The organism is Hydrogenophaga sp. UC242_53, from assembly GCF_042696965.1.
Lineage (GTDB): Bacteria > Pseudomonadota > Gammaproteobacteria > Burkholderiales > Burkholderiaceae_C > Hydrogenophaga.
In genome coordinates, this window is the sequence record NZ_CP170552.1 from 2,088,294 (window position 1) to 2,110,339 (window position 22,046).

The window sequence follows — 22,046 nt, forward strand, 5'->3', positions numbered from 1 at the left end:
GGACCGCTTCATGAAGACGTATTCCCTCCTGGCCGCCGCCGCGCTGCTGGCGCTCTGCGGCACGGCCTCGGCCCAGTCGCTGGGCGTGAGCAAGGACGAGATCCGCATCGCCACCATCCCCGATCTCTCGGGGCCGCTCGCCGGCTACGGCAAGGACATCCGCAACGGCATGCAGCTGCGCGTGGCCGAGATCAACGAGCAGGGCGGGGTGCACGGCCGCAAGATCACCCTGCTGGTGGAAGACGCCGGCTACGACCCCAAGCGCACCGTGCTGGCCGCGCAGAAGCTGGTCAACCAGGACAAGGTGTTCGCGATCGTGAGCACCTTCGGCACCGCGCACGCCAACGCGGCCATGCCCATCATGTTCTCCAAGCACGTGCTCAGCCTGTTCCCGCTCTCGCTCTCGCGCGACATGTACGAGCCCTTGCACAAGTACAAGTACGCGCTGATCGCCTCCTACTTCGACCAGATGGCCGTCGTGGTGCCCAAGCTGTACCGGGAGAAGGGGGCGAAGAAGGCCTGCGCCATCTACCAGGACGACGACTTCGGCGCCGAGGTGCTCAAGGGGGCCGAGGCCGGCCTGCAGAAGGTCAACGCCAGGCTGGAAGAGAAAGCCAGCTTCAAGCGCGGCGCGACCGACTTTTCTTCGCAGGTGGCGCGGCTGAAGGCCGCGGGTTGTGACTTCATCGTCATGGGCACGCTGATCCGCGAATCGGTGGGCACCATCGCCGAGGCGCGCAAACTGCAGTTCAACCCGGTGTTCGTCGCCACGTCCTCCGCCTACACCGACCTGATCCCGCGCCTGGGTGGCAAGGGCATGGACGGCTTCTACGCCGCCACCACCGCGCAGCACCCCTACCTGGACGACGCCTCGCAGCCGCTGCGCTTCTGGGCCAACAAGTACCAGACGCGTTTCAACGAAGCGCCGACCACCTTCTCGACCTATGGCTACACCATGATCGACCTGTTCGCCCGCGCGGCGCAGAAGGCCGGCCCGGCACTCACGACCGAATCCTTCGTCAAGGCGATGGAAGGCATGGGCAACATCCCGGGCGACCTGTTCGGCAACCCGCCGATGTCGTTCTCGCCCACCAAGCACCTGGCGTCGGACGCCTCGCGGCTCTCGCAGATCCAGGACGGGCGCTGGAAGGTGGTGTACGACTACGCGCAGATGAAGTGAGCCCCATGAGCCGCCATGTGTTTGTGACGGGCGTGGGCATGGTGCCTTTCACCAAGCCCGGCGCCGGCGACCCCTACCCGCTGCTGGGCGCGGCGGCCATCAAGGCCGCGCTGGCCGACGCGGGGGTGGACTACCAGTCGGTCGACCAGCTCTGCGCCGGCTTCGTCTACGGCGACTCCTGCTGCGGCCAGGCGGCGGCCTACCACGTGGGCCTGACCGGCATCCCCGTCGTCAACGTCAACAACAACGGCGCCACCGGCTCCACCGCGCTCTGGCTCGGCCGCCAGGCCATCGCCAGCGGCGAGGCCGAGTGCGTGCTGGTGGTGGGCTTCGAGCAGATGCAGCGCGGCGCCATCGCGGCGCACTTCACCGACCGGCCCGACCCCTCGCAGCGCCTGCTCGACGTGATGGCCGACACCCAGGGCCGCGACGAGGCCGCGCCCATCGCCGCGCAGCTCTTCGGCGGCGCGGGCCGCATGCACATGCAGCTCTACGGCACGCGGGCCGACACCTTCGCGCGCATCGCGGTGAAGGCGCGCCGGCACGCGGCGAACAACCCCAACGCCATCTTCCGCGACCCGCTCACGCTGGACGAGGTGCTGGCCTCGCCCTCGGTGTTCGACCCCCTGACCCGGCTGCAATGCTGCCCGCCGAGCTGCGGCGGCGCGGCGGCGGTGCTGTGCTCCGAGGCCTTCGCGAAAAAGCACGGGCTCAGCCGCCAGGTGCGCATCGCGGGGCAGGCGCTGGTGACGGACGGCAACAGCAGCTTCGACGAGAACGACATGCGCAAGCTGGTCGGCTTCGACATGACGCGCCGCGCGGCCCAGCGCGTGTACGAACAGGCCGGCATCGGCCCCGGCGACGTGCCGGTGGTCGAGCTGCACGACTGCTTCACCAGCAACGAGCTCATCACCTACGAGGCCCTGGGCCTGGTGGAAGAGGGCGGGGCCGAGCGCTTCATCCTGGACGGCGACAACACCTACGGCGGCCGTGTGGTCACCAACCCCTCGGGCGGCCTGCTGTCCAAGGGGCATCCGCTGGGCGCGACCGGGCTGGCGCAGTGCGCCGAGCTGGTGTGGCAGCTGCGTGGGCAGGCCGGCGCGCGCCAGGTGGACGGCGCCAAGGTCGCGCTTCAACACAACCTCGGGCTCGGCGGCGCCTGCGTCGTTACGATGTACACGAAGGCGGGATGACATGGCAACCGAAGGCGCGCGACTGAGACTGGTGAGCACGGCGACCGAGGCCGTGGACGAGGCCGCGCGCGGCTCGCCGCTGGCGGCCAAGCTCAACCCCCCGTTGCCCACGGCCTTCGAGATCGTGCGCGCCGAGGTCGGCGAGAAGATCTTCAGCGCCGGGTCGGCCCGGCTGGTGCTGCTGCGCGCCCCGGCGGGCTTCGGCAAGACCACGGTGATGCTGCAGGTGCGCCACCGCTTCGAGGAAGCCGGCCTGCCCACCGCCTGGCTCACGCTGGACCGGGCGGACAACGACGTGGGCCGCTTCCTCACCGTGCTGGCCGCCGCGCTCGAACCGCTGGTGCCCGGCCTGGCGCGCGCGCGCGGCGCGCCCGTGGGCAACCTGGAGGAACTGGCCTTCTCGGTGATCGACCACGTGGCGGCGCACCCCGCGCCGTTCGCGCTCTTCCTCGACGACTTCGAGGCCTTGCAGAACCCGGTGGCGCTGGGCCTGGTGAACGAACTCATCGACCAGCTGCCGCGCGGCGCCCAGCTCATCGTCGGCTCGCGCGGCGCGCCCGAGCTGAGCCTGGGGCGGTTGCGCGCGCGCGGCCGCCTGCTGGAGATCGACCCGGCGCAGCTGCGCTTCTCGGTCAGCGAGACCGAGGGTTTTCTGCGCGAGCGGCGCGGCCTGGTGCTGGAGAGCGAAGACATCGTGCGCCTGCACCGCAGCACCGAGGGCTGGGCGGCGGCGCTGTGGCTGGCCTCGGTGTCGCTCGAGCACCGCGACCACCCGGGCCAATTCATCGCCGGCTTCACCGGCTCCAACGCCGCCGTGGTGGACTACCTGGTGGAAGACGTGCTGGCGCGCCAGACCGAGGACGTGCGCGGTTTCCTGCTGCGCTCCAGCGTGCTCGCCGTGCTCAACGCCTCGCTGTGCAACCTGATCTGCGGGCGCGAGGACAGCGCCGCCATGCTGCGCTCGCTGGAGCAGTCGCACCTGTTCCTGATTCCGCTGCAGCCCGAGGGCAGCGGCTACCGCTACCACGGCATGTTCGCCGAGTTCCTGCGCGCGCAGCTGCTGCGCCAGTACCCGGACGAGGTGCCCGGCCTGCACCGCGCGGCGGCGCGCTGGTTCCTCGGCCAGGGCCGGCCGGTGCCCGCCATCGAACACGCGCTGGCCGCCGGCGACGTGCGCACCGCGCTGCCGCTGCTGAACCAGCACGCGCAGGCCCTGCTGGACCAGGGCCGCATGCGCCTGCTCTCGCGCTGGCTGGACCCGCTGCTGGAGCGCGGCCTGCTCGACGAACACCCCATGCTGCAGGTGGTGCACGCCTGGGCCGTGTGTTTCGCGCGCGGCCCGCTGGCGGCCGCGCCCCTGCTGGAGCGCCTGGAGCGCCGCGCCGACCCGGACGAGGAGGTGAGGGCGCACCGGCTCGCGATGAAACCGCTCTTCATGGTGCTGACCGACCGCACCGACGAGGCGACCGAACTGGCCTCGGCCCTGCTGGGCGCGCTGCCCAGCCACGTGAGCTTCGTGCGCGGTTTCCTGGAGATCATCCTGGCCAACCTGGCGATGATCGCGGGCCGCTACCACGAGGCGCTGCGCTACGCCGACGCCGCGCGCAGCCGCCAGCCCGAGCACCGCAGCAGCTTCAACTTCACGCTCTCCGAAGCCGCCGAGGCGGCGGTGGACCTCACGCAGGGCCGGCTGCGCAAGGCGCTCGCGCGCCTGCGGCTGGCCGTCAACGCCGGCACGCACGACGCGGGCCGCACCACCAACGGCAACGCCATGGCCGGCGTGCTGCTGGCCGAGGCCCTGTTCGAGGCCGACCAGCTCGACCAGGCCGAGCGCCTGCTGGCGGTCTACATCCCGCTGATCCGCCATGTGGGCATTCCGGACCAGCTGATCCTGGCCCACGTGGTGATGGCGCGCATCGCGCAGGACCAGGGCGATGCCGACCACGCGCTGCAGTTGCTGGCCGAACTGGAACACCTGGGCCACCGCGACGGCCTGCCGCGCGTGGTGGCCGGCGCGCGGCTGGAGCGCGTGCGCATGTTGGTGACCGAGGGCCGGCTGGGCCGCGCGCGCGCCGAGATCGACCACTGTGGCGACAAGGCGCTGTGGGCGCGCGTGAGCCGCTCGTCCTTGCGCGCCAACGAGGTCGAGACGCTGGCGCTGGCGCACGCGCGCTGGGCCGTGCAGGCCGGGCACGCGGCCGAGGTGGTGGCCGAACTGCGCGCCGAGGTGGACGCGGCCGAACGCGCCCAGCGCGAGCGCCGCGCCATGACGCTGCGCCTGGTGCTGGCGCAGGCCCAGTACAAGCTGGGCGAGCGCAACCGCGCCATGCGCGTGCTGCGCCAAGGCCGTGTGCTTCGGTGCCGCCGAGGGCTATGTGCGCGCCTTCCTGGTGGAAGGGCCGCTGCTGCTGGTGATGCTGCAGGAACTTCGCAGCGGGCCGACCGATTTGCTCGACGCGGATGGCGGCGCGCCCATCGCCTTCCTGGACCGCCTGCTGCGCGCGCCCGTGGCGCCGCTGCCGCCGCCCGCCGTGGCCGGCGCGGCGACGCCCTCGGCCAGCGCCATCGACGCGCTGACCAAAAAAGAACTGCAGGTGCTGCGCCTGGTGGCCGAAGGCTTGTCCAACGACCAGATCGGCGAGCGCATGTTCGTGGCCGAAACCACCATCCGCACCCACCTGCGCAACATCAACGTGAAACTCGACACCCGCAACCGCATGGAGGCCGTGCAGGTCGCCCGGCGCGCGGGCTGGCTGGCCTGAGAAAGTTCTTACTCCCATGATGCAACGCGAGATCTTCCAACCCGAACACGAACTCTTCCGCGAGACGGTGCGCCGCTTCCTGCAGGCCGAGGTGGCGCCGAAGATCGAACACTGGGAAGCGCGCGGCGGCTTCGAACACGGCTTCTTCGAGGCGGCCGGCGCGGCCGGCCTGCTGTGTCCCACCGTGCCCGAGTCGCTCGGTGGGCCGGGCGCGGACCTGCTGTACTCCGCCGTGCTGCTGGAGGAGGCCGCGCCGTACAGCAACTTCGGCCTCTCGCTCACCATGCACTCGGAGATCGTCACCAACTACCTGCTGCACTTCGCGGGCGAACACCTTCAGCAGCGCTGGCTGCCGCGCATGGTGACGGGCGAGGTGATCGGTGCGCTCGCCATGACCGAACCCGGCGCGGGCTCGGACGTGAAGGCCGTGCGCACGGCGGCGGTGCGCGAGGGCGATGGGTTCGTGCTCAACGGCTCCAAGACCTTCATCTCCAACGCCACGGTGTGCGACCTGGTGATCGTGGTCGCCAAGACCGACCCGGCCGCCGGCGCCAAGGGCGTGAGCCTGCTGGCGGTGGACACCAGCTTGCCCGGCGTGCGCAAGGGCCAGCCGCTGAAGAAGATGGGCCTGAAGTCGCAGGACACGGGCGAGCTGTTCTTCGAGAATGTGCGCGTGCCGGCCGACGCCCTGCTGGGCGAGGAGAACCAGGGCTTCGCCTACCTCATGCGCGAGCTGCCCTGGGAGCGGCTGCAGATCGCGATCTCGGCGATCGCCGCCGCCGAAGCGGCCTACCGCTGGACGCTGGACTACGTGCGCGAGCGCAAGGCCTTCGGGCAGGCGGTGGCCGATTTCCAGCACACGCGCTTCGTGCTGGCCGAGCTCAAGACCGAGATCCAGATCGGCCGCACCTTCGTGGACCACTGCCTGGCGCTGCTGCTGCGCGGCACGCTGGACGCGCAGGCCGCCTCCATGGCCAAGTACTGGACGACCGACCTGCAGGGCAAGGTGGTGGACGCCTGCGTGCAGCTGCACGGCGGCTACGGCTTCATGGCCGAGTACCCGATCGCGCGCGCCTACGTGGACGCGCGGGCGCAGCGCATCTACGGCGGCACCAACGAGATCATGAAAGAGCTGATCGCCCGCGACCTGTGAGGCCCTCGAAGGCGGGTTTTCCGGGCTTGCCTGCCGGGGCGCGGGCGTGCCATGCTTGGCGCCATGAACACCCCGCTGCGCCGCTGGAGCACCGAGGCCGCTTCCCACGGGCGGTCCCTGGACTACTGGGTGGACGCGGTCTGCGAAGGCTTTCTGGCGATGGACGTGCGCAGCCGCGCGCCGCAGCGCTTCGAGGCCGCGCTGACCTCGGTCGCGCTGGGCGAGCTGCAGCTCAACCGCGTCGAGGGCAGCGCGCAGGACGTCTACCGCACGCCCCGGCACCTGTCGCGGGGCGGGCCCAACTACTTCTACCTGCTCTGCAAGAGCGATGAGCCCTGGGCCGGCGCCCAGGAGGCGCGCGGCACGCGGCTGGCGCCGGGCGACTGCCTGCTGGTCGATTCGCGCCGCCGGTACGAATTCCACTTCGACACCCGTTGCGACACCATCTCCCTGCAACTGCCCTCGGACTGGGTCGAGCGCTGGCTGCCCGACCCGGCGGCCGCCTGTGGGCGCGCGCTGGATGGCCGAAGCGGCTTCGGCGCCGCGCTCTCGGCCTTCGCGCGCCAGCTGCAGCCCGAGCTGGCGCTGGCGCCACCGCTGCCACCGGCGCTGCTGGCCGATCAGCTCGGTGCGTTGCTGGCGCTGGCCGCCGGCACCGAGGCGCCGCCGGCCCGCCCCGGCCTGGCCGCGCGCATCGCCGACGCGGTGCGCGAGCGCCACGCCGAGCCCGGGCTCACCGCCGCCGCCGTGGCCGCCGGCCTGGGCATCGGCGAGCGCAGCCTGCACCGCGCGCTGGCCGCGCACCGGCACACGTTCGCCCAGCAACTCATGGCCTGCCGCATGGACAGCGCGCGCCGCCTGCTGGCCGATCCGCGCTTCGACCGCCTCACGGTCGCCGAAATCGGCCGCCGCGTGGGCCTGCTCGACCCCTCGCATTTCGTGCGCGCGTTCCGCCACGCCACGGGGCACACGCCGGGCGCCCTGCGCCGCCAGCGCTGAGGCCTTCGCGGGCCGTCAGCGGCCATGGGCCTGGCGGGCAGCGGCCATCCACCGCCGCGGGCGCGGCCTACAGTGCGCTGCACTTTCACAGGAGACCCCCATGTCCGATACCTACGTCCTCGTCCATGGCGCCTGGCACACCGGCGCCGAACTCGAAGCCACCGCCGGGCACCTGCGCGCGGCCGGCCACACCGTGCACTGCCCCACGCTGGCCGGCAACCGGCCGGGCGACGACCGCGCCGCCGTGGGCCTGGCCGAGGCGGTGGCCTCGCTGGTGAGCGACATCGAAAGCCGCGACCTGAAAGAGGTGCGCCTGGTCGGCCACAGCTACGGCGGCATGGTCATATCCGGCGCGGCCGAGCGGCTGCTGCCGCGCCTGGCGCGCCTGGTCTACGTGAACGCTTTCGTGCCGCAGCCGGGCGAGTGCCTCAACGACCTGGTGCCGCCGCACTACAAGGCGCTGTTCGACCAGATCGCCGGTGCGAACGGGCAGGCCGTGATGCTGCCGTTCGAGATCTGGCGCGAGGCCTTCATCAACGATGCCGACCTGGCGCTGGCCCAGGCCGCCTACGCCAAGCTCAATCCCCACCCCTACCGCACCTTCACCGAGCCCTCGGCCCTCAGCCAGCCTTTGGCCGCGCTGCCGGTCGGCAAGTCGTACCTGAACTGCGTGCTGGACGTGGCGCTGCCGGCCAGCCTGCCGTGGCACCCCCGGCTGTCGGAGCGGCTGGGCCTGTTCCGCTATCTCGAGGCGCCCGGCAGCCATGAGGCCTGGTTCACGCGCCCGGCGGAACTGGCGCAGGCGATCATCGCGGCCGGTCGCGACTAGTCGAATCGTCCGAGGCGACGATATTCCGGGCCGGCCCCGCTGGCAGAGTGGCGGGCATGTCAACCGCCACCGCCATCCGGCCCGCCACGGGCATCACCCTGCGCACCGAAGGCGCCGTCGCCACCCTGGTGCTGGACCTCGCGCAACCCAAGAACACCTTCCGCACCGCCGACGTGCAACGCCTGGGCGCGCTGCTGGACGAGGCGCTCGCCAGCGGCGCGCGCTGCCTGGTGATCCAGGGCGCCGGCCCGGTGTTTTCCGCCGGCTGGGACATCGGCTCCATCGACCCGGCGGCCGACGACCCCATGGCCCTGATCGCGGACGTGGTCGGCCCGTTCTGCCGCCGCCTGCGCGAGCTGCCCGTGCCCACCATCTCTGCCGTGACCGGCCCGGCGCTGGGCTTCGGCTTCGGGCTGGCGCTGTGCTGCGACCTGTGTTTCGCCGAGGACGGGGCACTGTTCGGCAGCCCGTTCCGCCACATCGGCATGGTGCCCGACAGCGGCACCCACCACTTCTTGCTGAGCCGCCTGGGCCACGCGCTGGCGGCCGAGCTGATCTACACCGGCCGCCTGCTCAGCGGCACCGAGGCCGCGCGACTGGGCCTGATCAACCGCGCGCTGCCGCGCGAGCAGCTCGCCGCCGAGGTGGCGAAGACCGCGTTGGCCATCGCCGCCGGGCCGACGCAGGCGCTGCGCCTGTCGAAAGAGATCCTGCTGCAGGGCGGTGACTTCGACGCCATGTTCGCCCACGAGGGCCGCCAACTGGCCCAGGTATTCGCCACCGCCGACCTGAAGGAGGGCATCGCCGCCTTCCAGCAGCGCCGCCCACCCGTGTTCCAGGGGCGCTGAAGCGCGCCATTCCCCAACCATCCCTTTCAATATGACGGAAGCCTACATTCTTGACGCCGTGCGCACCCCGCGCGGTCGGGGCCGCGCCAGCGGCGGTCTGCACGAGGTGCCTTCGGCGCGCCTGGCCGGGGGCCTGCTGGGCGCGCTGCGCGACCGGCACGGCCTGGACACCTCGCAAGTGAACGACGTGATCCTGGGCTGCGTCGAGCCGGTGCAGGAGCAGGCGGCCGACATCGCCAAGAGCGCGGTGTTCGCCGCCGGCTACGACCAGGCGGTGCCCGGCATCCAGATCAACCGCTTCTGCGGCTCGGGCCTGGAGGCCTGCAACTTCGCGTCCGCGCTGGTGAAGTCCGGGCAGGCCGAACTGGTCATCGGCGGCGGCGTGGAGAGCATGTCGCGCGTGCCCATGTTCACCTCGGGCGGCCCCTGGATCACCGACCCGCAGCTCACCATCCCCAACCGCATCGTGCCCCAGGGCATCTCGGCCGACCTGATCTCCACGCTCTACGGCTACAGCCGCCAGGACGCGGACGCCTACGCGGTCGAGAGCCAGCGCCGCGCGGCCCAGGCCTGGCGCGAGGGTTACTTCGACCGGTCCGTGGTGCCGGTGCGCGACCTCAACGGCCTGGTGATCCTGGCGCGCGACGAGCACGTGCGCGGCGACACCACGATGGAGACGCTGGCCAAGCTGGAACCTTCGTTCACCGCGCAGGGCGAGAAGATGGGCTTCGACGCGCTGGCGCTGCACCGCTACCCGCAGCTCGGCGGCATCGAACACATCCACCACGCGGGCAACTCCTCGGGCATCGTGGACGGCGCCTCGGCCGTGCTCATCGGCACGAAGGAAGCGGCGGCCGCGCAGGGCCTGAAAGCCCGCGCCCGCGTGCGCGCCTTCGGCACCGTGTCCACCGAGCCCACCATCATGCTCACCGGCCCGGCGCCGGCCGCGCAGGCCGCGCTCAAGCGCGCCGGCATGAACGCGCGCGACGTGGACCTGTTCGAGTGCAACGAGGCCTTTGCCTCCGTCGTGCTGCGCTTCATGGAGGTGCTGGACGTGCCGCACGACCGCGTGAACGTCAATGGCGGCGCGATCGCCATGGGCCACCCGCTGGGCGCCACCGGCGGCATGCTGCTCGGCACCCTGCTCGACGAGCTGGAGCGGCGCGACCTGAGCACCGGCGTGGTCACGATGTGCGTGGGCGGCGGCATGGGGTCCGTCATGGTCATCGAGCGCGTCTGAGCGCCACAACAACAAGCAACTGGAGCGAAACAATGGTGGATTACACGGTGGACGCGGACGGCATCGCGACCCTGACGTGGAACGTGGCGGACCGGCCGATGAACGTGCTGAACACGGACTCGATCGCGGCCTTCGGCGCGGCGGTGAACCGCGCGGTGGCGGACGCGGCCGTGCGCGGAGTGATCGTGACTTCGGCGCGGCCCGAGTTCCTGGCCGGCGGTGATCTGGAATTCATCCGCACCATCTCGAGCGCGCAGCAGTCCATGGACATCACCGGGCCGCTGAGCGCCACGCTGCGCCGCATCGAGACCTCGGGCAAGCCCTTCGTGGCCGCCATCAACGGCACGGCGCTGGGCGGCGGGTTGGAGGTCTGCCTGGCCTGCCACCGCCGCATCGCCGTGGACGATCCCAAGCTGCAGCTCGGCGTGCCCGAGGTGACGCTGGGCCTGCTGCCCGCCGCTGGCGGCACGCAGCGCCTGCCGCGCATGATCGGTATCAAGGCCGCGCTGCCCTACCTGCTCGAAGGCCGCAAGGTCGGGCCGCAGAAGGCGCTGGAGGCGGGCATCGTGGACGAGGTGGTGCCGGCGGCCGAGCTGCTGGCGCGCGCGAAACACTGGCTGCTGAACGAGGGCGCGAGCGCCACCGTCAAACCCTGGGACGCCAAGGGCTACAAATTCCCCGGCGGCACACCGCAGTCGCCCGGGCCCACGCAGGTGTTCTTCGGCGTGTCCGGCCACCTGCTGAGCAAGACGCAGGCGCTGTACCCGGCGCCCGAGGCCATTCTGGCGGCCGTGTACGACGGCTGCCAGGTCGACATCGACACCGGCCTGCGCATCGAGCAGCGCCAGTTCGCGCGCCTGGCGACCTCGCCCGAGACCAAGAACATGATCCGCACGCTGTTCTACGCCATGGGCGACGCGAACCGGCTCGCGGGCCGGCCCCAGGGCGTGCCGCCGCGCAAGTTCGGCAAGGTGGCGGTGCTGGGCGCCGGCATGATGGGCGCGGGCCTGGCCCATGTGTGCTCGGTGGCCGGGCTGGAGACGGTGCTGCTGGACGTGAGCCTGGAGGCCGCCGAGAAAGGCAAGGCCTACGGCGCGAAGATCCTCGACGGCCAGGTCGCCAAGGGCCGGCTGGACGCCGCGCAACGAGACCAGACCCTGGCGCGCGTGAAGACCACCACCGACATGGCCGAGCTCGCGGGCTGCGGCATCGTGATCGAGGCGGTGTTCGAGGACCGCGCGGTCAAGGCCGACGTGACGCGCCGCGCCGAGGCCGCGATGGACGCCGACGCCATCTTCGCCACCAACACCTCCACGCTGGCCATCACCGGCCTGGCCGAGGTGTCTTCGCGCCCCGCGTCCTTCGTGGGCCTGCACTTCTTCTCGCCGGTGGAGAAGATGCCGCTGGTGGAAGTCATCCGTGGCGGGAAGACCGGCGAGGCCGCCGTGGCGCACGCCATGGACTTCGTCAAGCGCATCCGCAAGACGCCCATCGTGGTCAACGACTGCCCGGCCTTCTACGCCAACCGCGCCTTCGGCATGTACCCCTTCGAGGCCATGACCATGCTGGCCGAGGGCGTGAACCCGAACCTGATCGAGAACGCCGGGCGCCTGGCCGGCATGCCCATGCCGCCGCTGGCGCTGATCGACGAGTTCTCGGTCGAGCTGCTGCACAAGGCCATGAAGCAGGGCCGCCTGGACCAGGGCGCGGCCTACCGCGAGCAGCCGCAGGACGAGGTGCTGGTCGCCATGGTGGACGAGCTGGGCCGCCCGGGCCGCAAGGCCGGCAAGGGCTTCTACGACCACCCCGCCGAGGGTGGCAGGACGCTCTGGCCGGGCCTGGCGCGGCGCTTCCCGCTGGCGGAAGAACAACCGAGCCTGGACGAGGTGCGCCAGCGCCTCATGTACTCGCAGTCGCTCGAGGCGGCGCGCTGCGTGGCCGAGGGCATCGTGAGCACGCGCGATGCGGATGTGGGCTCGCTGCTGGGCTGGGGTTTCCCGTCCGTGCTCGGCGGCGCCATCAGCCACATCGACATGGTGGGCGCGGCCCGCTTCGTCGAGGCCTGCGACCGCCTGGCCCAACGCCACGGCCCGCGCTTCGAGGCGCCGCAGGCGCTGCGCGACATGGCCGCGTCGGGCGGCCGTTACCACCCCGTCTGATCCACCCACCGAAGGAGACCGACATGAAGCACCGCAGCACCCTGATCCCATGGGCCGCCCTGTCCCTGGCGGCGCTGGCCTGGCCCGCGCTGGCCCAGCAGCAGGGCGTGAGCAAGGACCAGTTGCTCATCGGCTCCATCCTCGACCTCTCCGGCCCGCTCGCGGGCTACGGCAAGGACCTGCGCAACGGCATGAACCTGCGCATCGCCGAGGTGAACGAGCAGGGCGGGGTGCACGGCCGCAAGCTGGTGCTGCGCGTGGAGGACAACGGCTACGACCCCAAGCGCGCCGTGCTCGCCGCGCAGAAGCTGGTGAATCAGGACAAGGTGTTCGTGATGGTCGGCATGCTGGGCGCGGCGAGTGCCAACGCGGCCATGCCCACGCTGGCGCAGAAGAACGTGATGAACTTCTTCCCCATGGCCCTGGCCAAGGACATGTACGAGCCGGTGGACAAGCTCAAGTTCGCTTTCGTCTCGTCCTACATCGAGCAGATGACGCGCGCCACGCCGCGCCTGTACAAGGAAAAGAACGCCACCAAGGCCTGCACCCTGTACCAGGACGATGACTATGGCCAGGAGGTGATGAAGGGCGCGGAGATCGGCCTGAAGAGCATCCACGTGGAATTCGCCGAGCGCACCACCTACAAGCGCGGCGCGACGGACTTTTCATCGCAGGTGGCGCGCCTGCGCGCGGCGAATTGCGACTTCGTGGTGCTGGGCACGGTGATCCGCGAGACCGTGGGCGCCATCGCCGAGTCGCGCAAGCTGGGCTACAACCCGACCTTCCTGACCTCGGTGGGCGCCTACACCGACCTGATTCCGCGCCTGGGCGGCAAGGGCATGGACGGCCTGTATTCGACCATGATGGCGCAGGTGCCCTACGAGGACGATGCTTCGCAGCCGCTGCGCTTCTGGGCCAACAAGTACAAGACCGCCTACAACGAGAACCCCACCGTGTTCTCGACCTACGGCTACGTGATCATCGACCGGCTGGCGACCGCGCTGCAGAAGAACGGGCCCAACGTGAGCACCGATGCGCTGGCGAAGACGCTGGAATCGCTCAAGGTGCCGAGCGACATGTTCGGCATGCCGGCCATGAGCTGGTCGCCCACCAGCCACCTGGCCACCAGTGAGGCGCGGCTCTCGCAGATCCAGAACGGGCGCTGGAAGGTCGTGCTCGACTACGACCAGATGATGAAATGAACCGAGGGCCGGGGCCTACTTCTCGGCCATGAAACCGAGCAGGAACAGGCGCGTGATGCGCTCGCAGAGTTCGTCGGACTTCATCGGGCCGCCGGGCCGGTACCAGTAGTCGGTCCAGTTCAGCATGCCCAGCAGCATCATCGCGTAGGGCTTGTAGACGCCGTCTTCCAGCCCGGGGTGGAGTTCGCGCAGCAGGTCGGCCACCTGGTCGGTCACCTTCTTCTCCAGCTGGCGCAGCGGCGTCTGCATGGCCTTGGGCAGGAACTTCACGTCGTTCATTGCGATGACGTGGCGGCGGCGCGATTGCGCCGACTTCTGCGCGTAGGTCTGCACGAAGGCGGCGAAACGCTCCTTCACCGGCCGGTCGCCGGCCACGGCCTCGTCCACGCTGGCGATCACCCGTTCCAGGTGCTCCGTCAGCATGGCGCTGAGCAGGTCGTCCTTGGTCGGGAAGTAGTGGTAGAGCATGGACTTGGTCGCGCCGCAGGCCTGCGCGATGTCCTGCATCTTGGCGTTGGGGTAGCCCACCTTCGCAAAAAGCGCGGCGGCGCTGTCCATGATGGATTGGCTCTTGGCGTCGTAGTCGTCGGATCGCACGCGTGGCATGTCTGTTTCCTCTCAGAGGCCTGAGAGTGTACCCCGTTGAATTTGCCCGCCCGCCTTGCGCCCAGGGCTTTAAATAACCCGACGTGTCGGTCTATAATAGTGGCAGAACCCTTTGGAGACCGTTTCCATGACCCTGCCTTACTTCAGCGAACCCGACATCGTCGACGAGGACCTGCGCATGGTGCGCGAGCAGCTGCGCCGCTATGTGGACGAGGTGATCGTGCCCCATGGCGACGCCTGGGAAGCCAGCGGCGAGATCCCGCGCCACGTCTTCACCGACCTGGGCGCGATGGGCTTCCTGGGCATGCGCCACCCGGTCGAATATGGCGGCGGCGGGCTGGGGGCCCTGTCCTCGCTGGTGCTGGGCGAGGAGCTCTCGCGCTCGACCTACGGCGGCGTGGCTTCCGCGCTCACGGTGCACAGCGACATGTCGCTCTCGCACATCGCGCACCGCGGCACGCACGAGCAGAAGCAGCGCTACCTGCCGGCGGCTTGCGCGGGCGAGAAGGTGGGCGTGATCTGCGTGACCGAGGCGCACGCCGGCTCCGACGTGGCGGGCCTGAAGACGCGCGCCGAACGCACCGACGGCGGCTGGGTGATCAACGGCTCCAAGATGTTCATCACCAACGCGGTGTTCGGCGACATCTACATCGTGGCCGCGCGCACCGACCCACACGCCAAGGGCAGCAAGGGCCTGTCGCTGTTCATCGTGGAGAAGGGCAACCCGGGCCTGAAGATCGCGCGCAAGCTGGACAAGCACGGCTGGCGCTCGTCCGACACGGCCGAGCTCTACCTGGAAGACCTGCACGTGCCGCACGACGCGCTGCTGGGCGAGGAGGGCAAGGGCTTCTACTACATCATGAGCACCTTCCAGAACGAGCGCTTGGTGATCGGCGCGCTCAGTTCGGGCACGGCCTCGCGCGCCATCGAGCTGACGGTGGAGTACGTGAAGCAGCGCCAGGCCTTCGGCAAGTCGCTGTGGGACCAGCAGGTGGTGCGCAACAAGCTGGCCTGGATGGCCTCGAAGACGGCGGCCGTGCGCTCGCTCACCTACCAGTGCGCGCAGATGATCGACGAGGGCAAGGACATCGTGCGCGAGGTCTCCATGCTCAAGTGCTTCGCCGCCGAGACCCTGCAGGAGGTGGTGCACACCTGCCTGCAGCTGCACGGCGGCACCGGCTACATGATCGGCACGCCGGTGGAGCGCATGGCGCGCGACGCGCGCATCCTCACCATCGGGGGCGGCGCCACCGAGGTGATGCTCGAAGAAGTCGCCAAGCGCATGTGAGCGGGGGCCACGCACCATGAGCGGACCTCTGCACGGCGTCACCGTCATCGAACTCGCGGGCATCGGCCCCGGCCCCTTCGCCGGCATGATGCTGGCCGACATGGGGGCCGAGGTGATCCGGATCGACCGCATGCCCCCGCCCGGCGGCGGCAGCGCGCTCGAGGCGCTGATGCGCAACGACAGCGTGGTGGACCGGGGGCGCCGCTCCATCGCGCTCAACATGAAAGACCCGCGCGCGGTGGAGACCGTGCTGCGGCTCGTGGACAAGGCCGACATCCTGATCGAGGGCTTTCGCCCGGGCGTGACCGAAAAACTCGGCGTCGGCCCGAAGGACTGCCTGGCGCGCAACCCGAAGCTGGTCTATGGCCGCATGACGGGCTGGGGCCAGACCGGGCCGCTGGCCCAGGCCGCCGGCCACGACCTGAACTACATCGCGCTCTCGGGCGCGGTGCACGCCATGGGCCCGGCCGACCGGCCACCCGCCGTGCCGCTGAACCTGGTGGGCGACTACGGCGGTGGCGGCATGCTGCTGGCGCTCGGCGTGGTCGCCGCGCTCTATGAAGCGCAGCGCTCGGGCCAGGGCCAGGTGGTGGACGCGGCCATCACCGACGGCGCCGCCGTGTTGATGGCCGCGCAGTATGGCCTGCAGGCCAAGGGCTTCTGGCACGAGGAGCGGGCGAGCAACTTCCTCGACGGCTCGGCGCATTTCTACGGCAACTACCTTTGTGCGGACGGGCGCTACCTGTCGGTCGGCGCGATCGAGCCGCAGTTCTACCGGCTGCTGCTGGAGAAGTGCGGCATCACGGATGCTCACTTCGCGCGGCAGTGGGAGCGCGCCGAGTGGCCCGCGCTGCGCGAGAAGCTGGCGGCGCTGTTCCTGCAGAAGAGCCGCGACGCCTGGTGCGAACTGCTCGAAGGCAGCGACGCCTGCGTGGCGCCCGTGCTCAGCATGGCCGAGGCGCCGGCGCACCCGCACAACCGCGCTCGCGGCACCTTCGTGGAGCAGGGCGGGGCGGTGCAACCCGCGCCCGCGCCGCGCTTCGACCGCACGCCCAGCGAGCTGCCGGCTGCCGCGCCCGCGATCGGCCGCGACAGCCGGGACATCCTGCGCTCGCTCGGGCGCAGCGACGCCGAGATCGACGCGCTGGTGGCCGCCGGTGTGGTGCACGGGGCGCCGGACTGAGATGGCCGGCACGCCGCCGCCCCCGGTGACGCGCCGCCAGGTGCACCTGCGGCGCATCCACTGCGAAGGCTTCGAGCGCGACGACGGGCTCTTCGACATCGTGGGCACGCTGATCGACACCAAGCCGTTCCCGATCGAGCTGGAAGAAAAGAGCGTGGGGGAGAACCAGCCCATCCACCACATGAGCCTGTGCCTGACCATCGACCGCGACCGGCTGATCCACGGCGTGGAGGCGCACACGGTGGAGGGGCCGCACGCCGTGTGCGGCGCCATCACCGAGAGCTACCGCCGCCTGATCGGGCAGCGCATCCAGCCCGGCTTCATCCTGGTGGCCAAGCGCCTGTTCCGGGCCGAGCTGGGCTGCACCCACATGACCGAGCTGCTGCCGCCCATGCGCACCACCGCCTTCCAGATGCTGTGGAGCGGCGCGGACGACGTGACCGACCGCGAGCAGCCCGAGCACCGCAACTCGCCCCTGGGCGGCTGCCACGCGCTGAAGACCGACGGCGAGATCGTGCGCCTGCATTTCCCCGAGCAATACACCGGCAAGGCCGGAGGAGACCCTACATGAGTGGCGCACCCGCCGTGCTGTTCGAGGTGGCCGATGGCATCGCCACCCTGACCCTCAACGAAGCCGCGCAGATGAACCCCATCAGCCTGGGCATGCGGCAGGGCTGCCTGCAGGCGCTGGAGCGGGTGCGCGAGGAGGCTTCCGTGCGCGCGCTGATCCTCACCGGCAGCGGCAAGGCCTTTTGCTCGGGCGCCAAGCTGTCCGACTTCGATCCCGACCGCCCGACCCATGGCGGCACCAGCGCGGGTGGTGCGATCGGCGACATGATGGCCGACGCGGGCAATCCGATCGTGACGGGCCTGCGCGCGCTGCGCGTGCCGGTGGTGTGCGCGGTCAACGGCGCGGCGGCCGGCGGCGGTGTGGGCCTGGCGCTGGCGGCCGACATCGTGATCGCGGCGCGCTCCGCGTTTTTCTACCTGCCGTTCGCCCCGGCGCTGGGCCTGGTGCCGGACCTGGGCGCGAGCTGGACGCTGCCCCGCGCGGTGGGCCGCGCCCGCGCGCTCGGGCTGACGCTGCTGGGCGATCGGCTCTCGGCCCAGGACGCGGCGCAATGGGGACTGATCTGGGCCTGCGTGGACGACGCGGAGCTGCCCGCCCAGAGCCTGCGGCTCGCGCAGCGGCTCGCCCGCCTGCCCGCCCATGCCGTGCACGAGGTGCGCGGGCTCTACGAACAGGGCGGCAGCCACAGCTTCGAACAGCAGGTGGCCCTGGAGCGCGAGCGCCAGATGGAACTGGCGGATCGGCCTGCCTTTGCCGAAGGCGTGCGCGCCTTTCTGGAGAAGCGCGCCCCCCGGTTCTGAGCGCGAGAAGACCAGAAGAAGAAAAAGGGGAGGGAACCGCCGCCGTGTGACGGCCACCCTGAGGAGACAGACAGCATGAAGACAGCGGGGCGCAACGACCCTTGCCCGTGCCTGAGCGGAAAGAAGCACAAGCATTGCTGCCTGGCGGGTGGCGGCGGTGTGCCTGCGCCGCAGGCGGATGCGCTGCACCGGATGGGCCTGTGGGCTCTGGAGGCGGGTGACGCCGCGGCCGCGCTGGACCACCTCACGCGCGCCACGCTGGCCCGGCCCCGGTTTCCCGAAGCCCACTACCACCTCGGCCTGCTTCACATGCAACAGGGCCTGCTCGACCAGGCCGCGGTGCACTACCGCCAGGCGATCGCGATCGCGCCCGGTTTTCTGCAGGCGCATGCCAACCTCGGCGTCGTGTTCAACCGCCAGGGGCAGCCGCTGCAGGCGCTCGATTGTTTCCTTCAGGCGCTGTCGATCCACGAGGCCGTGGAAGTGAAGATCGGCGTGGCCGAATGCCTGCAGCGCCTGCCTCTCCAGGCCTTGCAGCGCCACCTGCGGCCGGTGCTCGCGCGCGCGATCGCCGAAGCCTGGCGGCGCCCCGAGGAGCTGGCGCGCGCGGCCAGCGCGCTGATCCTGTGCGAGCCGCACCTGCAAGGCGCCATCGGGCAGGAAGGCCCGATGACGGTGCAGGCCCTGGCGCCCTGGCGCGAGGACCGCCTGCTGCTGGCCCTGCTGGAGAGCGCCACGGTGTGTGACGTGGTGCTGGAGCGTTGCCTGACCCAGGCGCGCGCGGCGCTGCTGGCCGAAGCGCTGGCGCCCGTTGCCCCTGAGGAAGGTCTGTGGGCCTTGCGGGGCGCGCTCGCGCGGCAGTGCTTCATCAACGAATACGCGTGGGTCCGCAGCGCGCCCGAAACCGGGCAGCTGGCGCAGCTCCAGGCCCGGATCAACGCCACGCTGGACACGGGTGGCCTGCCGCAGGCGCACGAGCTGCTGGCGCTGGCCAGCTACCGGCCGCTGCACACCCTGGCCCACGCCGACGCGCTGTCGGCCCGGCCGTGGCCCGAGGCGCTGCGGGCCGTGATGCGGCAGCAGATCGACGACGTGCGGGAGGAAGAACGCCTGCGCGAGCGCCTGCCGCGCCTGACCACCATCGGCGAAAACACCTCGTGTCGCGTGCGGCGGCAGTACGAGGAGAACCCTTACCCGCGCTGGACGCGCCCTTCGCTGTTCCCCGCGCCCTTGTCGCTCGACGACCGCTTGCGCGGGCAGGTCCCTCAGGCGCGCTTCCAGCCCCTGGGCGAGCGCCGCAGCATCGACATCCTGGTCGCGGGCTGCGGCACCGGGCGCCACTCGACCGAGACCGCGAACCACTACCGGGGCGCGCAGGTGCTCGCGATCGACCTGAGCGCCCGCAGCCTGGCGTATGCGATGCGCCAGGCGCGGGCGCTGGGCCTGGCGCGCATCGAATACGCGCAGGCCGACCTCCTGCAGCTCGGTGCGATCGATCGGCGGTTCGACCTGATCGAATCGGTCGGCGTGCTGCACCACCTGGCCGAGCCCGAAGCGGGCTGGCGCGCCCTGTTGCCGCTGCTGCGGCCGGGCGGCCTGATGCTGATCGGGCTCTACAGCGAACTGGCGCGCGCGCCGGTGGTGGCGGCGCGCCGCTTCATCGCCGAGCGCGGTTTCCCGGCCACGGCCGACGGCATCCGCGATGCCCGCGCCGCGCTGATGGCCTGCGATGGCCCCGAAGCCCTCCGACGGCTGACCACCTTTGGCGACTTCTTCGGCCTCAGTGCCTGCCGGGACCTGCTGTTCCACGAGCAGGAGCACCGCACCACGCTGCCCGCCATCCAGGCGCTGCTGCGCCGGCTGGGCCTGGACTTCGTGGGCCTGCACGTGGAGCCCACGGTGCGCCAGCGGTTCCGCGCGCGCTTCCCCGACGAAGGCGCGGCGCACGACCTGGGCCTGTGGCACCGGTACGAAACCGAGCACCCCGAGACCTTCGTCGGCATGTACCAGTTCTGGGTGCAGAAGCGCGCGTGAGCCGGCGTTGATCAGCCCATGAGGCGAGGCCAGGTGCTCTTGAAGATGTCGCAGAACCGCTCGGCCAGGCGCGAGAGAGGGCGCTCGCCGTGGTGCATCAGGCGCGCTTCCAGTTGCGCCTCGCAGCGGTAGGGCAGCGACACCAGGCCCGGGAACGCCTTGCCGGCGACGGCGGTCGCATCGACCACGGCGATGCCCGCGCCCGCCAGGCAGTACCAGCAGGCGGCCTGGCCTGAGCGCACTTCCACGGAGGCGCGGATTTCCTCCGCGTACTCGCCGTACAGGTCGCGCGGCGAGATGCCGTAGCTCAAGGACTGTGGGAACGAGATGATCTGCTGCCCCCGCAGGTCGGCGGCGCGGATGGAGCGCCGCGACGACAGCGGGTGGCCCTTGGGCATGACGCAGACGAGGCCGCAAGGGTACCGGGACAGAAGCTCGAGGCTCGGATGGGGCTGGACGCCCATCGTGACGCCGATGTCGGTGGTGCCGTCGAGCAGCGATTGCACCAGCAGATGCGGCACCAGTTGCTCGATGCGCACCACCGCCAGCGGTGTCATGCGGATCAGCTCCTGAACGACGGTGGGCACCACCGTGGCGCCCAGGCTCGCCGACACCCCGACCACCAGCGTGCCCCCACTGGGATTCGAGAGCTCGTGGGACAGATCGCGCACGCGTTCGACGCGCTCCCAGAGCCGCTCGACCTCGGCATACAGCCGGTGCGCTTCGGGCGTGGGCACCAGGCGGTTCTTGACGCGCGCGAAGAGCTGCAGCGCGTTGCGGCGCTCGGCCCCGGCCAGCAGCTTGCTCACGGCCGGCTGGCTGATGTGCAGCAGTTCGGCCGCGCCCTTGATCGATCCGGTCTGCATGACGTGGCGAAAAACTTCCATCTGGCGCAGGTTCATGGCATCGACGAGAGATTAACCAAAGGTTATCAGCGTACACCAAGAATTCAATTTACCCAGCGCGCGCGCCGCCCAACAATGGCCTGGCGTTCGATACATCCCAGGAGACAAACATGATCCGTTCCACGTTCCGCGCGACCGCCGGCGCGCTGCTGTTGGCGCTGGCGGCCGGCCATGCGCACGCCCAGCTCGCCGACGCCGAGAAGTACCCGAACAAGCCGATCCGCTTCGTGGTGGCCTTCGCCGCCGGCAGCGCCACCGACACCGTGGCCCGTTTCGTGGGCGCCCACATCACCAAGGTCACGGGGCAGCCGGTGGTGATCGAAAACAAGCCAGGCGGCAATGGCTTCCTGGCGGCGAGCTTTGTCGCCAAGGCGCCGCGCGACGGCTACACGGCCCTGGTCACCACCCAGACCACGCACGCCGCCAACCCCGCGTTGTTCAAGCGCTTGCCCTACGACCCCGTCAAGGACTTCACGCCCATCGCCACCGTCAGCAAGGGCGCCACGGTCCTGCTGGCCCGCAAGGACTTCCCCGCCAACAACGTGCGGGAGCTGACCGAGCTCGCGAAGAAGAGCCCAGGCAGCCTGACCTTCGCCAGTTCCAGTGCCTCCGCCCGCGCCGGTGGCGAGCTCTACAAGCTGCTGGCCGGTGTGGACCTGCTGCACGTGCCGTACCAGAGCCCCTCGCAGATCATGACGGACATCGCCGGTGGGCGCGTGGACCTCACCTGGTCGGACGGGCTGAACGCGATGACCAACATCCGCAGCGGCAAGATGAAAGCCCTGGCGCACCACCGGCGCGGAGCGCATGAGCAGCACGCCCGACATTCCCACCTTCGCCGAACAGGGCCTGACCGACTACCAGCTGTACGCCTGGACCGCCGTCTACCTGCCGGCGCAGGCGCCGGAGGCCGTGGCGCGGCGCCTGAACGAACTGGTGCGCGAGGCCATCGTCAGCGACCCCAGCTACTTCCGCCAGAGCGGCAGCGAACCCAATCCCTTGACGCTCGAGCAGTTCGCCCGCTTCCAGGAGAAGGAGATCGCGCTCTGGGCCCGCATCGTCAAGGCCGCGGGCATGGAGCAGGAGTGACACGG

18 protein-coding genes and 2 pseudogenes are annotated in these 22,046 nt (G+C 70.6%); 18 read left to right on the forward strand and 2 right to left on the reverse strand.

Annotated features, from left to right (window positions below):
* Positions 1–10 precede the first annotated feature (10 nt).
* From ACFJI0_RS10480 to ACFJI0_RS10530, 11 genes and pseudogenes are all read left to right on the forward strand, one after another.
* Positions 11–1,180, forward strand: coding sequence for an ABC transporter substrate-binding protein (locus tag ACFJI0_RS10480; protein WP_382324793.1), 1,170 nt, complete (start codon positions 11–13; stop codon positions 1,178–1,180).
* A gap of 5 nt (positions 1,181–1,185) precedes the next feature.
* Entirely contained in the window at positions 1,186–2,373 is a 1,188-nt protein-coding gene (locus ACFJI0_RS10485; RefSeq protein ID WP_382324795.1) for a lipid-transfer protein, read from the forward strand.
* A 1,420-nt stretch (positions 2,374–3,793) separates the two neighbouring features.
* Positions 3,794–4,705 (forward strand): annotated as a pseudogene (locus ACFJI0_RS10490) (hypothetical protein); the annotation flags it as partial.
* A gap of 82 nt (positions 4,706–4,787) precedes the next feature.
* Positions 4,788–5,135, forward strand: coding sequence for a response regulator transcription factor (locus ACFJI0_RS10495; protein WP_382325600.1), 348 nt, complete (start codon positions 4,788–4,790; stop codon positions 5,133–5,135).
* Positions 5,136–5,151: 16 nt separating this feature from the next.
* Positions 5,152–6,288 (forward strand): acyl-CoA dehydrogenase family protein, encoded by a 1,137-nt coding sequence (locus ACFJI0_RS10500; RefSeq protein WP_382324797.1) that lies wholly within the window; start codon positions 5,152–5,154, stop codon positions 6,286–6,288.
* A 63-nt stretch (positions 6,289–6,351) separates the two neighbouring features.
* Positions 6,352–7,287: a helix-turn-helix domain-containing protein gene (locus ACFJI0_RS10505; protein ID WP_382324799.1), complete on the forward strand. Its 936-nt coding sequence runs from the start codon at positions 6,352–6,354 to the stop codon at positions 7,285–7,287.
* A 100-nt stretch (positions 7,288–7,387) separates the two neighbouring features.
* Positions 7,388–8,116 (forward strand): alpha/beta hydrolase, encoded by a 729-nt coding sequence (locus ACFJI0_RS10510; protein WP_382158006.1) that lies wholly within the window; start codon positions 7,388–7,390, stop codon positions 8,114–8,116.
* A 56-nt stretch (positions 8,117–8,172) separates the two neighbouring features.
* Positions 8,173–8,964, forward strand: a complete 792-nt coding sequence (locus ACFJI0_RS10515; RefSeq protein WP_382324801.1) for an enoyl-CoA hydratase/isomerase family protein — start codon at positions 8,173–8,175, stop codon at positions 8,962–8,964.
* Between the two features lie 31 nt (positions 8,965–8,995).
* The gene (locus ACFJI0_RS10520; RefSeq protein WP_382324803.1) at positions 8,996–10,204 is read left to right on the forward strand and encodes an acetyl-CoA C-acetyltransferase; all 1,209 of its coding nucleotides are present in this window, start codon (positions 8,996–8,998) and stop codon (positions 10,202–10,204) included.
* A 32-nt stretch (positions 10,205–10,236) separates the two neighbouring features.
* Positions 10,237–12,363: a 3-hydroxyacyl-CoA dehydrogenase NAD-binding domain-containing protein gene (locus ACFJI0_RS10525; protein WP_382324805.1), complete on the forward strand. Its 2,127-nt coding sequence runs from the start codon at positions 10,237–10,239 to the stop codon at positions 12,361–12,363.
* 23 nt (positions 12,364–12,386) lie between these two features.
* Complete coding sequence (locus ACFJI0_RS10530) at positions 12,387–13,565, forward strand: ABC transporter substrate-binding protein (RefSeq protein WP_382324807.1); 1,179 nt, start codon at positions 12,387–12,389, stop codon at positions 13,563–13,565.
* A 15-nt stretch (positions 13,566–13,580) separates the two neighbouring features.
* Here ACFJI0_RS10530 and ACFJI0_RS10535 read toward each other — a convergent pair whose 3' ends face one another.
* Entirely contained in the window at positions 13,581–14,171 is a 591-nt protein-coding gene (locus ACFJI0_RS10535) for a TetR/AcrR family transcriptional regulator (protein ID WP_382157993.1), read from the reverse strand.
* Positions 14,172–14,298: 127 nt separating this feature from the next.
* Between ACFJI0_RS10535 and ACFJI0_RS10540 the strand changes: the two genes are divergently transcribed.
* The 5 genes from ACFJI0_RS10540 to ACFJI0_RS10560 all read left to right on the forward strand — a co-directional run bounded on the left by ACFJI0_RS10540 (position 14,299) and on the right by ACFJI0_RS10560 (position 20,047).
* Positions 14,299–15,459 (forward strand): acyl-CoA dehydrogenase family protein, encoded by a 1,161-nt coding sequence (locus tag ACFJI0_RS10540; RefSeq protein ID WP_382324809.1) that lies wholly within the window; start codon positions 14,299–14,301, stop codon positions 15,457–15,459.
* 16 nt (positions 15,460–15,475) lie between these two features.
* On the forward strand, positions 15,476–16,642 hold the full coding sequence (locus tag ACFJI0_RS10545; RefSeq protein ID WP_382324811.1) for a CaiB/BaiF CoA transferase family protein: 1,167 nt from the start codon (positions 15,476–15,478) through the stop codon (positions 16,640–16,642).
* 1 nt (position 16,643) lies between these two features.
* The gene (locus ACFJI0_RS10550) at positions 16,644–17,213 is read left to right on the forward strand and encodes a DUF2889 domain-containing protein (RefSeq protein ID WP_382324813.1); all 570 of its coding nucleotides are present in this window, start codon (positions 16,644–16,646) and stop codon (positions 17,211–17,213) included.
* Entirely contained in the window at positions 17,210–18,013 is an 804-nt protein-coding gene (locus tag ACFJI0_RS10555; RefSeq protein WP_382324815.1) for an enoyl-CoA hydratase-related protein, read from the forward strand. The genes ACFJI0_RS10550 and ACFJI0_RS10555 overlap by 4 nt, the downstream gene beginning before the upstream one ends.
* Before the next feature lie 75 nt (positions 18,014–18,088).
* The gene (locus ACFJI0_RS10560; RefSeq protein ID WP_382324817.1) at positions 18,089–20,047 is read left to right on the forward strand and encodes a methyltransferase domain-containing protein; all 1,959 of its coding nucleotides are present in this window, start codon (positions 18,089–18,091) and stop codon (positions 20,045–20,047) included.
* Between the two features lie 11 nt (positions 20,048–20,058).
* Here ACFJI0_RS10560 and ACFJI0_RS10565 read toward each other — a convergent pair whose 3' ends face one another.
* Positions 20,059–20,949, reverse strand: coding sequence for a LysR family transcriptional regulator (locus ACFJI0_RS10565; protein WP_382157981.1), 891 nt, complete (start codon positions 20,947–20,949; stop codon positions 20,059–20,061).
* Positions 20,950–21,062: 113 nt separating this feature from the next.
* On the opposite strand from ACFJI0_RS10565, the pseudogene ACFJI0_RS10570 reads away from it, so the two are divergent.
* Positions 21,063–21,680: pseudogene (locus tag ACFJI0_RS10570) on the forward strand (Bug family tripartite tricarboxylate transporter substrate binding protein); the annotation flags it as partial.
* Positions 21,681–21,759: 79 nt separating this feature from the next.
* Positions 21,760–22,041: a tripartite tricarboxylate transporter substrate-binding protein gene (locus ACFJI0_RS10575; protein WP_382325602.1), complete on the forward strand. Its 282-nt coding sequence runs from the start codon at positions 21,760–21,762 to the stop codon at positions 22,039–22,041.
* The last annotated feature ends 5 nt before the right edge of the window (positions 22,042–22,046 follow it).

Coding starts and splice junctions, on each gene's coding strand:
- ACFJI0_RS10495 (WP_382325600.1), top strand. CDS start 4,788: ATGCTGCAGGAACTTCGCAGCGGGCCGACCGATTTGCTCGACGCGGAT.
- ACFJI0_RS10545 (WP_382324811.1), top strand. CDS start 15,476: ATGAGCGGACCTCTGCACGGCGTCACCGTCATCGAACTCGCGGGCATC.
- ACFJI0_RS10505 (WP_382324799.1), top strand. CDS start 6,352: ATGAACACCCCGCTGCGCCGCTGGAGCACCGAGGCCGCTTCCCACGGG.
- ACFJI0_RS10555 (WP_382324815.1), top strand. CDS start 17,210: ATGAGTGGCGCACCCGCCGTGCTGTTCGAGGTGGCCGATGGCATCGCC.
- ACFJI0_RS10520 (WP_382324803.1), top strand. CDS start 8,996: ATGACGGAAGCCTACATTCTTGACGCCGTGCGCACCCCGCGCGGTCGG.
- ACFJI0_RS10525 (WP_382324805.1), top strand. CDS start 10,237: ATGGTGGATTACACGGTGGACGCGGACGGCATCGCGACCCTGACGTGG.
- ACFJI0_RS10515 (WP_382324801.1), top strand. CDS start 8,173: ATGTCAACCGCCACCGCCATCCGGCCCGCCACGGGCATCACCCTGCGC.
- ACFJI0_RS10480 (WP_382324793.1), top strand. CDS start 11: ATGAAGACGTATTCCCTCCTGGCCGCCGCCGCGCTGCTGGCGCTCTGC.
- ACFJI0_RS10560 (WP_382324817.1), top strand. CDS start 18,089: ATGAAGACAGCGGGGCGCAACGACCCTTGCCCGTGCCTGAGCGGAAAG.
- ACFJI0_RS10540 (WP_382324809.1), top strand. CDS start 14,299: ATGACCCTGCCTTACTTCAGCGAACCCGACATCGTCGACGAGGACCTG.
- ACFJI0_RS10535 (WP_382157993.1), bottom strand. CDS start 14,171: ATGCCACGCGTGCGATCCGACGACTACGACGCCAAGAGCCAATCCATC.
- ACFJI0_RS10575 (WP_382325602.1), top strand. CDS start 21,760: ATGAGCAGCACGCCCGACATTCCCACCTTCGCCGAACAGGGCCTGACC.
- ACFJI0_RS10510 (WP_382158006.1), top strand. CDS start 7,388: ATGTCCGATACCTACGTCCTCGTCCATGGCGCCTGGCACACCGGCGCC.
- ACFJI0_RS10530 (WP_382324807.1), top strand. CDS start 12,387: ATGAAGCACCGCAGCACCCTGATCCCATGGGCCGCCCTGTCCCTGGCG.
- ACFJI0_RS10500 (WP_382324797.1), top strand. CDS start 5,152: ATGATGCAACGCGAGATCTTCCAACCCGAACACGAACTCTTCCGCGAG.
- ACFJI0_RS10565 (WP_382157981.1), bottom strand. CDS start 20,949: ATGAACCTGCGCCAGATGGAAGTTTTTCGCCACGTCATGCAGACCGGA.
- ACFJI0_RS10550 (WP_382324813.1), top strand. CDS start 16,644: ATGGCCGGCACGCCGCCGCCCCCGGTGACGCGCCGCCAGGTGCACCTG.
- ACFJI0_RS10485 (WP_382324795.1), top strand. CDS start 1,186: ATGAGCCGCCATGTGTTTGTGACGGGCGTGGGCATGGTGCCTTTCACC.